The 17597-nt window shown below is 54.4% G+C and carries 25 protein-coding genes; 11 read left to right on the forward strand and 14 right to left on the reverse strand.

From position 1 onward, the window contains the following. From ABWP81_RS06845 to ABWP81_RS06855, 3 genes are all read right to left on the reverse strand, one after another. A partial coding sequence (locus ABWP81_RS06845) for a cryptochrome/deoxyribodipyrimidine photo-lyase family protein (RefSeq protein ID WP_353140528.1) occupies positions 1–1249 on the reverse strand: 1249 nt, incomplete at its 3' end. After that, complete coding sequence (locus ABWP81_RS06850; protein ID WP_353135566.1) at positions 1246–1413, reverse strand: DUF2256 domain-containing protein; 168 nt, start codon at positions 1411–1413, stop codon at positions 1246–1248. The genes ABWP81_RS06850 and ABWP81_RS06845, both read right to left, overlap by 4 nt. Positions 1414–1425: 12 nt before the next feature. Next, positions 1426–1737 (reverse strand): 4a-hydroxytetrahydrobiopterin dehydratase, encoded by a 312-nt coding sequence (locus tag ABWP81_RS06855; protein ID WP_353135569.1) that lies wholly within the window; start codon positions 1735–1737, stop codon positions 1426–1428. A gap of 56 nt (positions 1738–1793) precedes the next feature. Here ABWP81_RS06855 and ABWP81_RS06860 point away from each other — a divergent pair, with 56 nt between their 5' ends. Genes ABWP81_RS06860 through ABWP81_RS06875 form a run of 4 tightly spaced genes read left to right on the forward strand, consistent with a single transcriptional unit; the run spans position 1794 to position 4797 of the window. Further along, positions 1794–2234 carry a LexA family protein gene (locus ABWP81_RS06860; RefSeq protein WP_353135572.1) on the forward strand — a complete coding sequence of 147 codons (441 nt, stop codon included), beginning with the start codon at positions 1794–1796 and terminating at the stop codon, positions 2232–2234. Next, positions 2228–3082 carry an endonuclease gene (locus ABWP81_RS06865; RefSeq protein ID WP_353140531.1) on the forward strand — a complete coding sequence of 285 codons (855 nt, stop codon included), beginning with the start codon at positions 2228–2230 and terminating at the stop codon, positions 3080–3082. Before ABWP81_RS06860 ends, ABWP81_RS06865 begins: the two co-directional genes overlap by 7 nt. Before the next feature lie 5 nt (positions 3083–3087). Then, positions 3088–4350 carry a Y-family DNA polymerase gene (locus tag ABWP81_RS06870; protein WP_353140534.1) on the forward strand — a complete coding sequence of 421 codons (1263 nt, stop codon included), beginning with the start codon at positions 3088–3090 and terminating at the stop codon, positions 4348–4350. 57 nt (positions 4351–4407) lie between these two features. Further along, positions 4408–4797, forward strand: coding sequence for a COG4315 family predicted lipoprotein (locus ABWP81_RS06875; RefSeq protein ID WP_353135581.1), 390 nt, complete (start codon positions 4408–4410; stop codon positions 4795–4797). A 55-nt stretch (positions 4798–4852) separates the two neighbouring features. On the opposite strand, the gene ABWP81_RS06880 is transcribed toward ABWP81_RS06875, so the two are convergent. From ABWP81_RS06880 to ABWP81_RS06890, 3 genes are read right to left on the reverse strand one after another with little or no spacing between them, the layout of a single operon-like run. Then, entirely contained in the window at positions 4853–5284 is a 432-nt protein-coding gene (locus tag ABWP81_RS06880; RefSeq protein WP_353140537.1) for a dihydroneopterin aldolase, read from the reverse strand. Continuing rightward, entirely contained in the window at positions 5281–5943 is a 663-nt protein-coding gene (locus ABWP81_RS06885; protein ID WP_353135586.1) for an SOUL family heme-binding protein, read from the reverse strand. The genes ABWP81_RS06880 and ABWP81_RS06885 overlap by 4 nt, the downstream gene beginning before the upstream one ends. After that, entirely contained in the window at positions 5934–6302 is a 369-nt protein-coding gene (locus ABWP81_RS06890) for a DUF2237 family protein (protein WP_353140540.1), read from the reverse strand. Before ABWP81_RS06890 ends, ABWP81_RS06885 begins: the two co-directional genes overlap by 10 nt. A 144-nt stretch (positions 6303–6446) precedes the next feature. On the opposite strand from ABWP81_RS06890, the gene ABWP81_RS06895 reads away from it, so the two are divergent. After that, positions 6447–7205 carry a hypothetical protein gene (locus ABWP81_RS06895; RefSeq protein WP_353140542.1) on the forward strand — a complete coding sequence of 253 codons (759 nt, stop codon included), beginning with the start codon at positions 6447–6449 and terminating at the stop codon, positions 7203–7205. Here the strand turns inward: ABWP81_RS06895 and ABWP81_RS06900 are convergent. Beyond that, positions 7202–8188: a MerR family transcriptional regulator gene (locus tag ABWP81_RS06900; protein ID WP_353135595.1), complete on the reverse strand. Its 987-nt coding sequence runs from the start codon at positions 8186–8188 to the stop codon at positions 7202–7204. The genes ABWP81_RS06895 and ABWP81_RS06900 overlap by 4 nt on opposite strands. Positions 8189–8306: 118 nt before the next feature. On the opposite strand from ABWP81_RS06900, the gene ABWP81_RS06905 reads away from it, so the two are divergent. After that, positions 8307–8822: an RrF2 family transcriptional regulator gene (locus ABWP81_RS06905; protein WP_353140545.1), complete on the forward strand. Its 516-nt coding sequence runs from the start codon at positions 8307–8309 to the stop codon at positions 8820–8822. A gap of 14 nt (positions 8823–8836) precedes the next feature. Next, the gene (locus ABWP81_RS06910) at positions 8837–9529 is read left to right on the forward strand and encodes an SDR family NAD(P)-dependent oxidoreductase (protein WP_353135601.1); all 693 of its coding nucleotides are present in this window, start codon (positions 8837–8839) and stop codon (positions 9527–9529) included. 18 nt (positions 9530–9547) lie between these two features. On the opposite strand, the gene ABWP81_RS06915 is transcribed toward ABWP81_RS06910, so the two are convergent. From ABWP81_RS06915 to ABWP81_RS06945, 7 genes are all read right to left on the reverse strand, one after another. Beyond that, on the reverse strand, positions 9548–10123 hold the full coding sequence (locus ABWP81_RS06915; protein WP_353140548.1) for a histidine phosphatase family protein: 576 nt from the start codon (positions 10121–10123) through the stop codon (positions 9548–9550). Positions 10124–10128: 5 nt separating this feature from the next. Beyond that, complete coding sequence (locus ABWP81_RS06920) at positions 10129–10674, reverse strand: DUF3833 domain-containing protein (protein WP_502905519.1); 546 nt, start codon at positions 10672–10674, stop codon at positions 10129–10131. Further along, on the reverse strand, positions 10674–11198 hold the full coding sequence (locus ABWP81_RS06925) for a DUF2878 domain-containing protein (RefSeq protein ID WP_353140551.1): 525 nt from the start codon (positions 11196–11198) through the stop codon (positions 10674–10676). The genes ABWP81_RS06920 and ABWP81_RS06925 overlap by 1 nt, the downstream gene beginning before the upstream one ends. Positions 11199–11240: 42 nt before the next feature. Next, positions 11241–12269: an ACR3 family arsenite efflux transporter gene (arsB, locus tag ABWP81_RS06930; RefSeq protein WP_353140554.1), complete on the reverse strand. Its 1029-nt coding sequence runs from the start codon at positions 12267–12269 to the stop codon at positions 11241–11243. Beyond that, on the reverse strand, positions 12266–12778 hold the full coding sequence (locus ABWP81_RS06935; RefSeq protein ID WP_353140558.1) for an arsenate reductase ArsC: 513 nt from the start codon (positions 12776–12778) through the stop codon (positions 12266–12268). Before ABWP81_RS06935 ends, arsB begins: the two co-directional genes overlap by 4 nt. A gap of 63 nt (positions 12779–12841) precedes the next feature. Continuing rightward, positions 12842–13336 (reverse strand): DUF6428 family protein, encoded by a 495-nt coding sequence (locus ABWP81_RS06940; protein ID WP_353140561.1) that lies wholly within the window; start codon positions 13334–13336, stop codon positions 12842–12844. Positions 13337–13354: 18 nt separating this feature from the next. After that, positions 13355–13690, reverse strand: a complete 336-nt coding sequence (locus ABWP81_RS06945) for an ArsR/SmtB family transcription factor (RefSeq protein WP_353140564.1) — start codon at positions 13688–13690, stop codon at positions 13355–13357. A 113-nt stretch (positions 13691–13803) separates the two neighbouring features. Here ABWP81_RS06945 and pstS point away from each other — a divergent pair, with 113 nt between their 5' ends. The 4 genes from pstS (at position 13804) to pstB (ending at position 17587) form a co-directional block, all read left to right on the forward strand. Continuing rightward, on the forward strand, positions 13804–14835 hold the full coding sequence (pstS, locus tag ABWP81_RS06950; protein WP_353140567.1) for a phosphate ABC transporter substrate-binding protein PstS: 1032 nt from the start codon (positions 13804–13806) through the stop codon (positions 14833–14835). 116 nt (positions 14836–14951) lie between these two features. Further along, positions 14952–15926, forward strand: a complete 975-nt coding sequence (gene pstC / locus ABWP81_RS06955; protein WP_353140570.1) for a phosphate ABC transporter permease subunit PstC — start codon at positions 14952–14954, stop codon at positions 15924–15926. Positions 15927–15935: 9 nt separating this feature from the next. Next, the gene (gene pstA, locus ABWP81_RS06960) at positions 15936–16790 is read left to right on the forward strand and encodes a phosphate ABC transporter permease PstA (protein ID WP_353140573.1); all 855 of its coding nucleotides are present in this window, start codon (positions 15936–15938) and stop codon (positions 16788–16790) included. Positions 16791–16810: 20 nt separating this feature from the next. Beyond that, complete coding sequence (gene pstB / locus ABWP81_RS06965) at positions 16811–17587, forward strand: phosphate ABC transporter ATP-binding protein PstB (RefSeq protein ID WP_353140576.1); 777 nt, start codon at positions 16811–16813, stop codon at positions 17585–17587. The last annotated feature ends 10 nt before the right edge of the window (positions 17588–17597 follow it).

The raw sequence follows: 17597 nt of genomic DNA on the forward strand, positions 1-17597 counted from the left end.
CGGGCAACCACTGCCGCACAAAGCGGCCATGCGGATCGTGGTCTTGCGCTTGCTTGATGGGGTTGTACACACGCGTGGTGTTGATGCCCGTGGTGCCCGACTGCATTTGCAGCTGGCTCCAGTGGATGCCCGGCTCGTAATCTAAAAATTGCGTGGCTAGCCACTCGCCCACAGGCCGCCAGTGCAGCCAAAGCGGATAGGCGGCTACCGACACCAGCATGGCCCGCATGCGAAAGTTCAGCCAACCCGTTTCGCGCAACATGGTCACACACGCGTCCACCATCGGCCAGCCGGTGCGTGCGGCTTTGAGAGCCTCAAAGTGCGCTTCGTTGAAATCGTGTTCACGCAGCCCGTCGTAACCCCGGTGCATGTTGTGCCACTCGATGGCGGGCTCGCTTTCCAACTTTTGGATGAAGTGGCAGTGCCAATACAAACGGCTGATGAAGCCCGTCAATCCTGCGCGGTGACGGCTGGCCTGCGGCGGCAGCTGAGCGATGTATGCCCGTGTGTGCTGCACTACCTCGCGCATGCTGATGCAGCCCCAGGCCAAGTAGGCTGACAAGCGCGAACACGCATCGGGGGCTGACAGCGGCGACGAAATACCGCCGCGATAGCCCAAGCTGCGCGCATGTAAAAAACTGTGTAAGTTGGCCAGTGCCAAAGGTCTGCCACCGCGCTGGCGCAAAGGCGGGTTGTGTTGCAGATGCGCGGGGGCTTGCATCTGTGACGGAGTGCACCCAGCGCGGCCCAATGTGCTGGATTGCCAAAACCGCAATGCGCCCACAACCTGCATAGGCTCAGCCATGTGCCGTTCCCAAGCGGGCTGCCACAGGTTGCGGTTTTTTAGCCCACGCACCACACCAAACTGCGGGTGCTCGTGCCAACCCACGTTGTACATCCGGCACCAAGCGCCAACTTTTAGGTCACGCGCATAGGTAAATCCATTGCCGGTTTCTTGGTGCGCGTGCAGTTGGCGAAAAGGCGCTTCTTGCCAAATGCGGTTCAACACCTCGGGCAGTTCGCCGGTGTGCACTTCTACGCAGCCGCCTTGCAAACGCAGCGCGTCATCCAGCGCTTGCAAGGATTCACGCACAAACTCAAAGTGCTGCAAGGCTGCATCGGGTTGCAACCACAGCTCGGGCTCCACCACGTAAATGCAGCGCACCGGCCCACGCTGCGCGGCGTGGGCCAACGCCGCGTGGTCTTGCCAGCGCAGGTCACGCTTGAACCAAACCAGCTCGTAGCTCATGGCGGTGTGGCCGATTTTTTTTGGCGGCAGGCGTCTGAGCAGTACAGCACTTGCTCCCAGTTTTTGGCCCACGCTTTGCGCCACGTCATGTCACGCCCGCAGGTTTTGCAAGGCTTGCTGGGCAGGCTTTGCTTGTTACCTTTGAAGCTGTTTTTCTGTGGCACGGGACGGTTCTTTCATGGGTGTGTTTCTGCAAAAAGCACATCGATGCTGTGGGCCAGTTTGAAATCTTTCTCCGTCAGACCCGACACATCGTGGGTCCAGACGCGCACGTGCAAGTGCGTGTAGCTTGACAGTACTTCGGGATGGTGGTCTTGTTCTTTGGCCAGTTGGGCGATCTGGTTGAACCGCGCTACCGCGGTGTCAAAGCTGGGCAGCTTCCAGCTTTTGTGAAGGCAGGGTGGCTTGTGCTGCGCGTCTGTGTCTAGCGACCACCCTGTGAGGGAGGCCAGGGCATGCTGCACGTCTGCGGGGTTAAGTTTTGGCATGGTGTGGAAAATCAGCAAATGATTTAGACTGTTTATTTGTACAGTATTATAAGCAAATGTCACATTTAAAAGAACTCTCTCATCCTATTTCCCCCCTGGAGGTAGGGGGCTTATGGCTGGATGTGTGCGGCTGGTTGGTGCCTGCGGGGTTTCCGTCGCCAGCGGCCGATCACACCGAAGAGCGTATCGATTTGAACCAACATTTGATTCGCAATAAGGCGGCCACATATGTGTTTCGTGTCAAGGGCGACTCGATGACGGGGGTGGGCATTTACGAGGGCGACGCCCTGTTGGTGGACCGCAGCATTGACCCCAAGCACAACCACATCGTGGTGGCGCAGCTCAACAACGAGTTCACGGTCAAGCGCTTGCACCGACGCGCGGGCGTGGTGCAGTTGATGGCCGAAAACCCCAACTACGAACCCCGACGCATCAAAGAAGAAGACGACTTCATGGTGTGGGGTGTGGTGACTCACAACATTCACAAACTGTGCTGACCCACCAGATTGATCCCGACAGTTTGGCTGCGTTGCCACGCAGCGCAGGTGTGTACATTTTTCGAGGCGACAGTCCGCTGCCTTTGTACATCGGCAAAAGTGTGGACATTCGCAGCCGCGTCATGAGCCACCTGCGCGCCCCCGACGAGGCCCGCATGGTGGCGCAAACGCGTCGCATTGACTTCATCGAAACCGCGGGTGAAATGGGTGCTTTGCTGCTGGAGTCGCGCATGATCAAAACCGACCACCCGCTGTTTAACCAGCGGCTGCGCCGCATGCGCAGCTTGTGTTCGATACGCTTGGTGCAGTCGCCCGCGGGTCTAGTGCCTGAGGTGGTGGACAGCAAGTTGGTCAACCTAGGCAGCACGCCTGAGCTGTACGGTTTGTTTGCATCGCGGCATGCGGCGGCCACCAAACTCAGGGCCCTGGCCGAGCAACACAGCTTGTGTTTGTCGGTGTTGGGGCTTGAGCCCGCAGGCCAGCGTGGCTGCTTTGGGGTGCAAATCAAAACCTGTTTGGGCGTGTGTGTGGGGCAAGAAGATCGCGGCATCCATGACGCGCGATTGTTTTCAGCCCTGTGTGATTCGCAGGTCGAGGTGTGGCCCTTTCCCGGTGCAGTGGATGTGGTGGAAACCGCGGGCACTTGGGTGCAGCGCCACCGTGTGAACAACTGGTGTTATTTGGGCACGCAGTGTTCGCGGGCGTTGTTGTCGTCGTCTCCGCACATGGGTCAAGCCTTGGCGCTGAGCGATGCTGTACCACGCGAGTTTGATTTGGACAGTTACAAAATTTTGGTGCGCCCCATCATGCTAAAAACAGCAGTGGTTGAGCCGGTCGCAACATCCTGAACCCCATGCCTTCGCAAATTGCCTTGGTCGATTGCAACAACTTTTACGTCAGTTGCGAGCGCTTGTTTCGCCCCGACTTGAAGGGTGTGCCGGTGGTGGTGTTGTCCAACAACGACGGTTGTGCGGTGTCGCGCTCCAACGAGGCCAAGGCATTGGGCGTACGCATGGGCCAGCCTTGGTTTGAATATGCGGCACAGGCCAAAGCACAGGGCGTGGTGGCCCTGAGCTCTAACTATGCGTTGTATGCAGACATGTCCAACCGCGTCATGTCTATCCTGAGTGACTACGCGCCGCAGCACGAGGTGTATTCGATCGACGAGTGTTTTGTTGACCTCACGGGCATGCCCCAACTCAAAGCCCTGAGCTACCAAATGCGTGACCGTGTGATCGCTTGGACCGGCATTCCAGTGTGCGTGGGCATCGGCCCGACCAAGACCTTGGCCAAGCTGTCTAACCACATTGCCAAGAAGCACCCGAGGTCCAAAGGTGTCTTTAACTACAACGATTTAAGCGACGCCCAGCAAGCGCGCATCTTAGGCCAAATTGAGGTGGGCGAGGTGTGGGGCGTGGGCCCGCGCCTCAGTGCGCGGCTGGCTGAACACCGCATTCACACCGCCGCTGATTTGCGCGGCGCACACACGCCCACCTTGCGTGCCGAATTTGGCGTGGTGCTAGAAAAAACGCAGCGCGAGCTGCAAGGGGTAGCCTGTCTCGCGCTGCAAGACATGGCGCCCGACAAGCAGCAAATTGTGTGCAGCCGCTCGTTTGGCCAAACCGTGTATGCGCTGGCGGTGCTGCAAGACGCCATGAGCACCTTTGTGGCCAATGCCTGCGTCAAGCTGCGCGCGCAAGGCTCGCACGCCGGGGCCATTCATGTGTTCTTGCGCACCAACCGGTTTCGCCCAGACCAGCCGCAATACAACCCGTCGTTCACCTTGCCCCTGCCGCAACCCACGCAAGACAGTTTGGTGGTCAACCGCTGGGCCGATTACTTGGTGAGCCGCTTGTTCAAAGAGGGCTATGGCTACAAAAAAGCTGGCATCATGCTGAGCGATATTTCGTCCGTCACCACGCACCAAACGGATTGGCTAGAGCCTGCGCAAGCCCCACCCAGCCACTTGATGGCGGTGATTGATGGTTTGAACAAACGCTACGGGCGCGGCACGGTCAAGGTGTCCACACAAGGTGCGTTCAAGACTTGGCAAATGAACCAAAACCATAAATCCCCTAGCTACACGACGGACTGGCAGCAAGTGCCTGTGGTCTGACATCAAGTTCAGGTAAAGTAAATTTGACAACATCTTTTGTCGAATAAAAGGAAATTTATGTCACGACTTTTACGTCTTTTGATCGCTTCTGTGTCGATCTTGGCTGTCTCCGCTTGCGCCACTTTGATGGGCGGCACGTCTTACACCCAAGTCGCCGACGGGGTGCTGGTGGGTACCAACAACATGACGCTGTACACCTTCGCCAAAGACGGCGTGGGCTCTGGAAAATCTGTGTGCAACGCCCAGTGCGCTGTCAATTGGCCACCGCTCTTGGTGGAAGCCAATGCACAAGCCTCGGGTGACTACAGCGTGATTGCACGCGATGATGGAAAAAAACAATTGGCCTATAAGGGCTTGCCGCTTTACTTTTGGACAAAAGATGTCAAGCCAGGCGACAAGACAGGTGACGGCCGCTCAGAGGGCGCTTGGAAAGTTGCGAAGCTTTAAGTTTTGCGGCAATGCGTTAGTCACACACCGCCTTCGGGCGGTTTTCTTTTTTGGCTCAGCGCAGGGTGTTCAGCGTGTGGGCATCTACCGACACACGCACACCTAGCGATCCCGAGCCTTGGCGCACGGGCGATTTGCGCAGGCCAATGTCCAGCGCCTCGATCTCTGGGTAGGCCGCACACGCGCGCACGATGCGTGTGACGAGGCGCTCTTGGGTTTCGTAATGGCCATCGGCGGCGAGGCGGTCGATCTCGATCACCAAAGGGTCATAGTCAAATACATGAGCCATACCGTCTTGGGCGATGAGCACCAACGTTGGCGCCAACCAAAGTGTGAGGTCGAGCAAGTGCGCATCAGGCACGACTTCGTGCGGGCCATAAGTGCCAATGTCTGTGTTTAGCCGCAGGTCGCGCAGTTCGATACAGGCGCTAAATATTGGGCTGAATGACTGCGTTGGCGGAGTGGCGCATTGGGCATTGACCGTCATGGCGCAGCAACTTCCACCATGATTTCGTTACGCCTGAACATGGGCAGTGTCCACGGTGGGTCGTAGCGCGACAGCTGTGGTGTGCCCACGACCTTGAGAGATTGCTGCTGGGCCCAAGCCAATGCGTGGTTGGTTTTTTCTTGCACCTGCGCCATGGTGTTGAAGCCCGAGTAGCGATACACCACAAAGTATTTACGCGGTAGTTCGCGCAAGGTCACCGCGCTGTTGTTGGGCTTGGGGATGGTGGCCATGGTGTATTGACTGGGCATCACAAAGTGAATGCGCCATTGGGTGGCATCAGCCATGACGGTGTTGCCCGATTGCGGCTCGACGGTGACCGGCGCTGTCATGGCAATTTTTGAAGATTGGGGTGCCATCGTCACGGGGACAGTCATGGCGATTTTGTCAGCTTGTTGCGAGCCCACAGCGCGGTTGTTGCCAAAGATGTAATCGGCAATCAAGCGAAAGCCTTTGCCGGATGCAGCGTCCATGTCGCCATCCACCAAAGTTTCGGCGATCAAGGTAGGCGCGTAGTGCCGCAGCTCGAAAGGGGGTTGCGAGATGCGCACGTCGTAGCTAGGTTCTTCGGTGGCCATGGCCGACTTCATCCATAAAAACCCAACCAACAAGGCGAGTCGGGTGTGTGTGTTTAAGCGCATAACTGCAGTTGCTCCAGCGTGACAAACTCAAGGGCTTTGGCGTGCGTGCACTCGAGCACCACGGGTGGTGCAACACCGGCATCCCATGCTTCTTTCCAGCGCATGGCGCACAAGCACCAACGGTCGCCAGCCTTGAGGCCTGCAAAGCGGTAGTCGGGTCTGGGGGTGATGAGGTCATTGCCTTTTTGCAATGAAAAATCTAGAAAGGCTTGCGTGAGTTTGGCGCACACCACATGGCTGCCGTGGTCGTGGGCGTCGGTGTGGCAACAACCATCGCGGAAGTAGCCGGTGAGCGGGTCGTAAGAGCAGGGCACGAGTGCTGTGCCCAGTACGTTGCGTGCGAGTGTGGTGGGAGGCATAGTTTGATTCTATGAACGCCTACCAACCTTGGGTGCGCAATGGCTATCGACGGGCCCGATCTGCTTGGGCCACGGAGGTCATATTTGTCTGGCAAGATAACCGATTTCAAAAGTATGAAGGCTTTCCATGGAAGGGAAATCATCGTGACAAATGGTTTGAAAATTGTGTTGATCCTCGGCAGTGCGCCAGACGCTGTGCTGGCTAAAAACTGGGACTTGTCTGTTTTTACATCACGCGTGGCCATCAACAACGCTTGGCAAATCACGCCCGACTGGGACTACTTGGTTTACCCAGAAGACTTCGCCGCCAATCGCTTGCCACCTGAGCCTTTGTTGCCCCATCAGCGCTTGATTGCCGCCTCTGATTTTGTACCGCAGCAAAATAGTTTTGGTGGCTTTGTGTACGCGGGTGGCACCATGGCTTTTACAACGGGCTACTGGGCTTTGGGTGCATTAAAGCCGGACATCTTGGCGTTTTTGGGTTGCGACATGGTCTACGCCACCGGCACTGGTGAGTCCAGTCATTTTTATGGACAAGGCACGCCAGATCCTTTGCGTGCGGATGTGACCTTGCAGTCTTTAGAAGCCAAGTCGGTTCGTTTCTTGTCGTTTGCACATTCACAAAACTGCGCGGTGGTGAATTTATCGCAGCTTCCCGCGTCGCGCTTGTTGTTTCCTCGCGTGTCCATGACCGAGTTTGCCACTCAGCCACTTTGCCAAGACATGTTGAACCGCCAAAGCCAGTTGTTTGATGCCGCGGTTGTGACGCGCGTGTTGCAGGCAGAACAAGATTTGGGCTACATGGTGCCTTCAGGTCGCTATTGGGAGCGCGAGGCAGAGTTTGACAAAGCAAAGCTCAGCGACATCGACCGTTTGTGGTTGCAGACACTACAAGTGGCTTAGCCCGCACCCTCGCGCAAATCGATGCCTTCGTGCTGCGCAATTTTTTCTAAAGCATTTTCAAACAACGAGCGTGCAGAGCCAGAAATGGACGTCAGGTAAGCGTGCAGGTGCGCGTCTTCGGTATTTCTATTGAGGCACTCTTGGCTGTATTGTTCAAAGCTGGCCAACTGCGCAATCAGCTCGGCCACATGGCGCGGACACTCGCACAGCACATTGGTGGAAATGCCAGCCACGCGACTCAGGGTGGCGTCTGAATATTTACGGCCAGCGATGACGCCGCCCGATGTCCCAAACTCTTGCGCACGTGCGGGATCAACAAACAACACCGATTGCAGCAACTCCGCCAATTCGATGTCCGAGATGGGCTCGCGCCGCACGATGAAACCCGAAAATTTCATGGCTTGCACCACGATATCCGTTGCAAAGTTGTAAATGACGATGGTTTGTGCAAATTTGTGTTTGGCCACCAGCGCCTGAAGGTCGGTGTGCACCGTCGTTTGCAGTGTGTTGACCTTGACCAGCAGCACCTGTGGAAGTTGCTCTAATTTCGCGTGTGCGGCTGCAGCCAAGTCAGCCAGCACATCAGTGACTTTGATTTGGTTTTGCTTCATGCCCACAGCAAACTTTTGAGATTCAATGCGGTTGGCCATGCTCAGTCCCACCACTGCCATGGATACGGGCTGGCCCGGAACGGCCAGACTCTGCGGCGTGTTGTGCGGCAGATTGCTCATATGGCGCAGCTGTTCGAGAGCGAGGTTGGCAATGGTGCTGATGGCGTGGCCGTTTTGTGAAAGCTGTTTGAGTAACAGTGCTTTAGACACATCCTGCTCGGCAAACAACCGTTGCTTGCCTTCGGTCTTGGTGGGATTGAATGCGCCGTAGCGCGTTTCCCAAATGCGCAAGGTGGAGACAGGGATGCCGGTGGTGTGAGACACCGCTCCAATGCGGAACAGCGGGCCTGCGGGTAATGTAGTAAGCGTCAAGGTGGTTGCCTTTGAGTAGGAGTTGTGTAGATAATACGCTGAAATATTGATTTCAACCAAAGAAAGTCTTTGTTTGCGTAGATTTATGCCTCAAAATCCACTCAACAGGAGTTTTGCCATGATTTCAAAGAAAACCATCAATGCCATCGAAGTTTGCGTGTTTCTTGCCAGCCAAAGAAGCCTCGGTTACGTGACCACCACAGAGTTGTCGCCTCGATTGGGCTTGTCCATTTCATATTTGGAAAACATCCTCAAGCCCCTCAAAGAAAACAACATCGTGACGGCCATGAAGGGGCCGGGCGGTGGCTACATGATTCGCGGTGATGTCTCTTTGCTTTCCGTGTGGGATATTGCCGCTGTGTTTGAGAGCACGTTCATTGAATCGCCCGTTTCTAATGAGGCTGATGTTGGAGTTGAGGCTGAACCTGTGACGCTGGCCAGTTACGAGCTGGGGCTTGAACAAATTGTGAAAGACACGTTGAGCAATTTCACTTTGGCAGACTTTGTTGATTACGCCTTGGTAGAGGTCAAGTCATACGCGAAAGAATTGGGGCGTTTCAAGTTCAAACCTTTACCCGCGCCGTTCATTCCCAAAGCGCCTAACTCTGTGTTTCAGCTGCACATGTCATTTTGAGAGGTCATTGACCCATGTTTGATACCGACTACAAGGCATTGGTCATCGGTGCCACTGGCGCGATTGGTGGCGCTTTTGTGGCGGCCTTTCAATCCGACTCGCACTGCACCCATGTGGAGCTTGTGTCGCGCTCTTTGTCGCCAGGTTTCGATTTGTTAAATGCAGCTTCGATCGAAGCGCAAGCCGAGGTGTGTCGTGCGTCAGGCCCTTACCGCATCATCATTGATGCCACGGGTGCGTTGACCATCGGTGGTGTGGGCCCAGAAAAATCACTCGCCAGTTTGCGTGAAGAAGTGTTGATGGAAAATTTTCACATCAACGCAGTCGCCCCCGTTTTGGTGCTTCGACACTTTGCGCCTTTGTTGGCTCCAGGTCCAGCGGTTTACGCCAAGCTTTCGGCACGTGTGGGCAGTATTTCAGACAACACCAAGGGTGGCTGGTATGGCTACCGCGCTGCCAAGGCGGCATTGAACATGTTGCTGCAAACCGCAGCCATTGAGCTGCAGAGAAAAAATGCTGAGCTGCGGGTGGTGGCCTTGCAGCCGGGCACGGTCAGGTCCAATTTGTCCAAAGCTTTCGCCAGTTCGGCGCCTCATTTGTTGGAGCCTGCCGAGTCTGTGGCAGGCATGCTGACAGCTTTGACAATGCTGACGCCCAAATCAGGGGCGCATTACGTGGATTACCAGGGTGAGTCAATTGCTTGGTGACCTAACACCCGCCACTTACTAACGCTGCTGGGATCTGGGAATTAAGGTGTGCGAAATCATCTTGCCATTGGCGTTAACTTTTGCTAACACCATGTCACCAGAGCCGATGTTTTCACCAGTGAATTCATAAATGTTCACATGGTGAGTTACCAAAATAAGCGCCTTGTTGGCCTTGGTTTTAAGTCGGTTAGCGACAAACTTTTCAAGTTTTTGGTTTTGCGCTTTGGCTGTGTGCATCTCATCAAAAAACGAGCCCAAAGCAGGCTCGACGGTAATCCCGCCAAATCCCAACAGAGCAGCTGTGTCTTTGCAACGACACCACGCGCTGGACAGAACATCGGCGCTTGTGATGCCTTGTTGTTTGAGCCATTGGCCGGCGGCCTGTGCCTGTTTTCTGCCCTCGTCGCTAAGGTTGCGCTGTGTTTTGCAATCTTCTAAGGTGTAGTTGGCGGGGTCACCTACGCCAGGGGCTAGCGCGTGGCGCATCAACAGCACGTGATCAGCAGATTGCAATTTTTCCGACAAGTCGCTGGCGGAGGCAAACACCGAAGCCATCAAACACGCAACGCCAATAATTAAAGGATGCCAACGCATGCGGTTTATGTCCTGCGTGTGAACGAGAGTGTGACATCGCCCAAGTGAATACCCAGCTTGGTCATGCGCGCTTTGTTGAGCATCACGCGGTCATTCATCAAATACATCCAGTCGTCCATTTGCACATTCAGCACGGTGCCTTCCACGGGCAGTGCCAACGTGTAGCGCCAGTTGAACGCATTGCCTTTGGTCTGGCCTTCGGCCAAGCCCACCACATCACCCGCAGTGCCCACGTAGACGCCGTTGCCTTTGTCGGTGAGTTTCCATACGCGTTTTTCTTTGGTGCCATCTGAGTAGACAAAGTCTTCATCCAAAATGCCTTGGTCGTTTTGCCACTCGCATTTCATTTCGACCGTGAAGCGCTTCACCACTTTGCCGTTGCGGTCGGTGAAGATGCCCCATGCGTCCACCATGCCGTTGAAGTAAGTGCGCAAATCAAGTACGGGTTTTTGGCCTGCAAACTCATCAATCGATGGGCTTGCGCAGCCACTTAGGTTTGCGACCACTGCGGTGCTGGCCATGCCACTGAGTAAAAGCTTTCGACGATTCATCATGCGAGACCTTTGGGGTGTGTGAAGAGTTGTTTGGCCATGTAGACCAAGAAGGGCAGCGCGATCATCCAAGTCAATGCAAGAGCACCTACGTTGATCAAAGATCCGTCAAATGATGCCGCGCCTAGTTGTGCCCCAGCATAGTAAGTCAGAGGGCCAAACGCCAGCCCTGCCAATGCAGACAGCCAAAGAGGCAGCTTTTGCAGAAATGACAAGGAGGCATTCAAGGTCATCGCAAACAAGACCCAAAGCATCCATAGCCAAAACGGGCTCACGGGGCCGAGGGCCCAGCCATAAAAACTGATGACATTCACCATTTGTAAAAGTGTATCTGCCAGCACGCCCGTCACCAGCGCAATGGCTGCAAGCTTTGCTTCGGACCAAGGCTGCATAGCGAAGGAGAGGTGCAGGACAGCTAGCACCACACAATAGACTAGGGCAGGGATCTCTAGCCCAAGCCCAATGCCGGCAATGCAAGCCCACCAAGCGGTTTGAAAACCAAGGGCATTAATAAAAAGACGCATGCTTAATTCTAAAAACCGCCTGCAACCTTTGGGGGGCTGAGGTCATTCAGCCGCGCCGCGCTCGTACCAACCCTTGCTGCGATTGACCACATTCACCACAAGCAACATGACCGGCACTTCAATCAACACGCCCACCACCGTGGCGAGTGCTGCACCTGACTCGAACCCAAACAGACTAATGGCTGCGGCCACTGCCAGCTCAAAGAAGTTGGATGCGCCAATCAACGCCGAAGGGCAGGCCACGTTGTGTGCTTCGCCCACGGCACGGTTGAGGTAATAAGCCAAGGCAGAGTTGAACAACACCTGAATCAAGATAGGCACAGCCAACAGGGCAATGACCAAGGGCTGCTTCAAAATGGCTTCGCCTTGAAACGCGAAAAGCAACACCAGTGTGGCCAGCAAGGCACCGATAGACCAAGGGCCAATGAGGGCCATGACGGCTTCAAACTTCGCCTCGCCTCGAGCAAGCAACGCTTTGCGAATCAGCTGCGCCAAGATTACGGGCACGATGATGTACAGCACCACCGAGGTGATAAGCGTGTCCCAAGGCACGATGATGGCCGAGAGACCGAGCAAAAAAGCCACCAGCGGCGCAAATGCCACCACCATGATGGCGTCGTTCAAGGCCACTTGCGACAGGGTGAACAAAGGATGACCGTTGGTGAGGCGGCTCCACACAAACACCATGGCGGTGCAGGGCGCAGCGGCCAACAAAATGAGGCCAGCAATGTAGCTGTCAATCTGGTCGGCAGGCAATAGCGGCGCAAACAAGTAGCGAATAAAAAACCAGCCCAGCAGCGCCATCGAAAACGGCTTGACGAACCAGTTGACAAACAGCGTCACGCCAATGCCTTTGATGTGCTGACGCACTTCGTGCAAAGCGCCAAAGTCGACCTTGACCAACATCGGAATGATCATCACCCAAATCAGCAAGCCCACGGGCAAGTTGACTTGCGCGTATTCGAGTTGACCGATGGCTTGGAACAGTTCAGGCTGCCACTGGCCCAGCGCAATGCCCACCACGATGCACAGCGCCACCCAAGCCGTCAGATAGCGTTCAAAGAAGTTCATGCGTGGTCCTTGGCGAGTTCACGGGCAGTGTTTTGCAGCATGGTTTTTTGCAGCTTGTCGGCAGGCAGGCTGACCAGTAGTTGCAAGCGTTTTTGAATCATGTGCATGGTGTTACGGAAGGCGGCCACACGTTCTTCATCTGTGCCTTGCACATCCGATGGATCTGGGTAACCCCAGTGCGCCGTGGCGGGTTGACCGGGCCAATAGGGGCACACCTCGCCTGCGGCGTTGTCGCACACGGTGATAACCAAGTCCATGTGCGGGGCATCGGGCAAGGCAAACTCGTCCCAGGTTTTGCTGCGCAAATAGTCGGTGGCGATGCCGGCCGATTTCAGCACTTGCATGGCCAGTGGGTTGGGTTGCTGGTTTTCGCGAGGGCTGCTGCCAGCTGAGAAAGCTTTGAAGTGCGTGCCACTGGTGCCTTGGACGATGTGGTTGAGCATCGCCTCAGCCAAGATGCTGCGTGCAGAGTTGTGGGTGCACAAAAAGAGGACGTTCAAGGTGTTCATGGCTGTTGTGGCTTAGTAAAAGAGTGAAGGATAAAGAAGAAATTTTTCAAGCGTGTGTCAGGCTTAGCAGCAGCCGCTGGTGGGCGAGCAACCGACACCGGCCTTAGCGCCTTGTTTGTCTGCTGTGGCCGTAGTCGTGGCCGTGGGTGCGCAGCACAATTCCATGGCCAAGCAAGCGGTGTGCTTGAGATCGGTGGTCAAGGTCAGGGTTTGACCATCGCTGCTGCCAGCGACCACAGGGTATTGCGACACCACGCCCGCTTCGTGTTCGATCTCTACAGGCAAGTCAAGCGCGGGTAACACGTCGCCTGCAATGCGCAAGATGTTGGCGAGTTTGTTGGTTTCTAAGCGGTGGTCCACGTCGCTGTACACCCAGGTTTGCAGCAGACAGCTTTCGGTCTTGCGGCGTGTGCCGCCGCAGTCCATAAAGTTCTTGGTCACATGCCCCACTTCGGTGATGTGAAAGTGGGGCGCCACCACCTTGCCATCGGGCAAGACGATGCGCAAATTTTGCTGAGGGTTGGTTTCTAGCAGACTCAAAAATTGTTCGACGTTCATGGCGATTCCTTTAAAAATTCAACAGCAAGCTTTGACCGTATCAGTCACAGCCACGCATGATTGGCCTTGGCAGCAGTCTTGCGTGAGATAGGTCAGCAAGTTGTTCATGCGGGCAAATTCGGCGCGGTAAATCAAGTTGCGGCCACTGGCCTCGGCGCTCACCAAACCAGCATGGCTCAAGGCTTTGAGGTGAAACGACAAAGCGCTGGGTGCAATTTGCAGCAAGGCAGCCAGCGTGCTGGGAGTCAATCCCTCAGCACCCGCCACGACCAAGGCTCTAAAGGCTCGCAAGCGTTGGGCTTGTGCCAAGGCTGCCAACGCTTCCACCACTTCAAGTTCAGATGTTTTCAACATGATCATAATTCAATAATACTTGAATTATTGAAATTTAAACCGTCATATTTGTCACATATTCGTCATAAAGCATCGTTAAAGTTTGGTCTCCTTTTAACCCCTTTAGGAATCTCATGAACACCAAACGCACATTCATCAAATCCGTAGCCGCTGCCGCAATGGCAACCATGGCTATGGGTTCAGCCTTTGCAGCCGACATCACTGGTGCTGGCGCTACATTCCCTTTCCCAATTTACGCCAAGTGGGCTGAAGCCTACAAGGCCGTATCAGGTAACAGCTTGAACTACCAATCCATCGGTTCTTCTGGCGGTATCCGTCAAATCAAAGCCAAGACAGTGACTTTCGGTGCCACTGACGCGCCTATGTCTGGCGATGACTTGGAAAAAGAAGGCATGGTTCAGTTCCCAGCCATCATCGGCGGCACTGTGCCTGTGTTGAACTTGGACGGTTTCAAGCCAGGCGAATTGCGCATCACAGGACCTGTGTTGGCTGAGATGTTCATGGGCAAGATCAGCAACTTCAACGATCCAAAAATCGCTGCCTTGAACCCAGGCAAAAAATTGCCAGACCAAGCTATCACTGTGGTTCACCGCGCTGACGGCTCTGGCACCACTTTCAACTTTACCGATTACCTGACTGTTGTGAGCAAAGACTGGGCTGACACCGCAGGCAAGGGCGCTGCTGTGAAGTGGCCAGCTCCTTCATCCGTGGGCGGCAAAGGTAACGAAGGCGTTGCAGCCAACGTGAACCGCGTCAAAGGCTCCATTGGCTACGTTGAGTACGCCTATGTCAAGAAAAACAACATGAACTTCATGCAAATTCAAAATGCTGAGGGCAAGTATGTTTCTCCAGATGACTTGACATTTGCTTCTGCTGCTGCTGGCGCTGACTGGTTCAGCGTGCCTGGCATGGGTGTGTCCATGGTCAACGCCAAGGGCGCAAACAGCTGGCCTATCAGCACGGCTTCGTTCATCTTGATGTACAAGCAACCTGCTGACAAAGCTGCTGCTGCTGAAGCCCTCAAGTTTTTTGATTGGTCATTCATGAACGGCAAAAAAATGGCTGCTGATCTCGACTACGTGTCATTGCCTGATGCTTTGACAACGGCTATCCGCGCCAAAGTGTGGACACAAATTCAAAAGTAATTTGAATTGAGCTACCCAATTCCGTCGGCCTTTTTTTCAAAGTCGACGGAATTTTAGTTTTTAAGAAGTAGGGTGTTTCAATGAGTCTAGGGTCTGTCATGAACTCACAAAATTTAATGAGAGAAGAATCAGGTCAAGCCGTCAGCGCTGACATGGTGGCGATTGCTAAGACGCAGCGCACACAAGATTCTATTTTTCATCGCGTCACGCAATCTTTTTCATTGATCGTGTTGGCGGCCTTGTTAGGCATCATCATTTCCTTGTTTGTGAATGCATGGCCTACGTTTCAAAAGTTTGGTTTTCACTTTTTATGGCGTGTCGAATGGGACATCATTAATTCTGAATTTGGTGCAGCTATTGCCATCGTGGGTACGCTTGCCAGTGCTGGGATTGCACTTTTGATTGCCGTGCCCTTGGCTTTTGGTGTTGCTGTATTCTTGACCGAGACCTGCCCTGTGTGGCTGCGTCGCCCGCTGGGAACATCGATTGAGTTGTTGGCGGCTGTGCCCTCCATCATTTACGGCATGTTTGGTTTGTTTGTGTTCGCGCCTTTGTTTGCCGACTACGTGCAAGTACCACTGAAGCAAGTGTTGGGTGGCATGCCTTTGGTGGGTTGGCTGTTTGGTGGTGCCACCAACGGCATGGGAATCTTGGCAGCAGGCGTCGTGTTGGCCTTCATGGTCTTGCCGTTTGTTGCCGCGGTGATGCGTGATGTGTTTGAAATCACGCCGCCCATCTTGCGCGAGTCTGCCTACGCATTGGGCTGCACCACATGGGAAGTGGTGCGTAAAGTGGTGTTGCCCTACACACAAAAAGGTGTGATCGGCGGCATCATGCTGGGGCTAGGTCGTGCATTGGGTGAAACCATGGCGGTCACGTTTGTGATTGGTAACGCCAACCGCATGCCCACCTCCTTGTTCTCGCCTGGCACATCCATCGCGTCAGTCTTGGCCAATGAGTTTGGCGAGGCCGAAGCCTTGCATTTCTCCACTTTATTTGCACTTGGCTTCTTGCTGTTTGTCATCACCTTTGTGGTGTTGGCTGCTGCCAAGGTGCTGATCATGCGTGCAGAAAAAGCCAAAGGTAATTAAGAGGTTTTTATGGAAATTAACAATCAACTTTACGCAAAGCGTCGCATCGTCAGCACATTGGGTTTGGTGTTTTCAATGTCGGCCATGGCTCTCGGTTTAGCCGTCTTGCTTTGGATTCTTTTCGTGTTGTTTTCCAACGGTTTGGCTGGTATGGATGCCAACTTGTTGTTCAGCGATACACCCGCACCTGGTACCGAAGGGGGTGGCTTGCGCAACGCCATCTTGGGCAGTTTGATGATTGTGGGCTTGACGGTGGTGGTGTCCACGCCTGTGGGTATTTTGGCGGGTGTCTATCTCACCGAGTACGGTGACGAAAGCAAAACTGCCGAGCTCACCCGCTTTGTGACCGACATCATGTTGTCAGCACCTTCCATTGTGTTGGGCTTGTTTGTGTACGCCATTGCGGTGGCCACGGTGGGCAACTTCTCAGGGTATGCAGGTAGCTTGGCTTTGTCGCTTATTGCAGTGCCCGTCATCATGCGCACCACTGAAAACATGTTGCGCTTGGTGCCTGGCAGCTTGCGTGAAGCAGCATTTGCCTTGGGTGCGCCACGCTGGAAAGTGTCTACTTTCATTACCCTGCGTGCCGCCAAAAGCGGCGTGATGACCGGTGTCTTGTTGGCAATAGCCCGTATCAGCGGCGAGACAGCACCCTTGCTGTTCACGGCCTTGAATAACCAGTTCTTCAGCACCAACATGGGTGCCCCTATGGCTAACTTGCCTGTGGTGATCTTCCAGTTCGCCATGAGCCCTTATGACAACTGGGTGCGCTTGGCTTGGGCCGGTGCCTTGTTGATTACCTTGACTGTGCTCGTGCTTAACATCTTGGCACGCGTGTTCTTCCGCGAAAAAGTCAGCGCCTAATTTCAATCAGGAATCTAAAAATGTCTGAAACTCAAACAGCACAAAAAAACGCTCTCGAAGTTCGTAACCTGAACTTTTTCTACGGCAAATTCCAAGGCCTGAAAAACGTCACCATGGACATTGCTGAGCGCAAAGTTACCGCGTTCATCGGCCCATCGGGTTGCGGCAAGTCCACCTTGTTGCGCACCTTGAACCGCATGTATAGCTTGTACCCAGGTCAACATGCCGAAGGCGAGATCAATTTCTATGGCCAAAATATTTTGGGTTCCAATCAAGACTTGAATTTGTTGCGTGCCCGCATCGGCATGGTGTTCCAAAAACCCACACCGTTCCCGATGACCATTTATGACAACATCGCCTTTGGTGTGCGCTTGTACGAAGACCTAGGCAAAACAGAGATGGACGAACGCGTTGAATGGGCGTTAAGCAAGGCCGCTTTGTGGAACGAAGTCAAAGACAAGTTGGGTCAAAACGGTTTGTCACTCTCAGGCGGTCAGCAGCAGCGCTTGTGCATTGCACGCAGCGTGGCTGTTAAGCCTTCAGTCTTGTTGCTGGACGAGCCCACCTCTGCGCTTGACCCTATTTCTACAGGCAAGGTGGAAGAACTCGTGCATGAATTAAAAGCCGACTACACCATTGCCATCGTGACCCACAACATGCAGCAAGCTGCACGTTGCAGTGACTACACAGCCTATATGTATTTGGGCGAATTGGTTGAGTTTGGCGAGACAGAACAAATCTTCTTCAAGCCCAACAAAACCGCCACAGAAGACTACATCACCGGCCGCTTCGGCTAATTGGAGACCC

It is taken from the genome of Limnohabitans sp., from assembly GCF_040401135.1.
In the GTDB taxonomy this organism is placed as follows: Bacteria; Pseudomonadota; Gammaproteobacteria; order Burkholderiales; family Burkholderiaceae_C; genus Limnohabitans.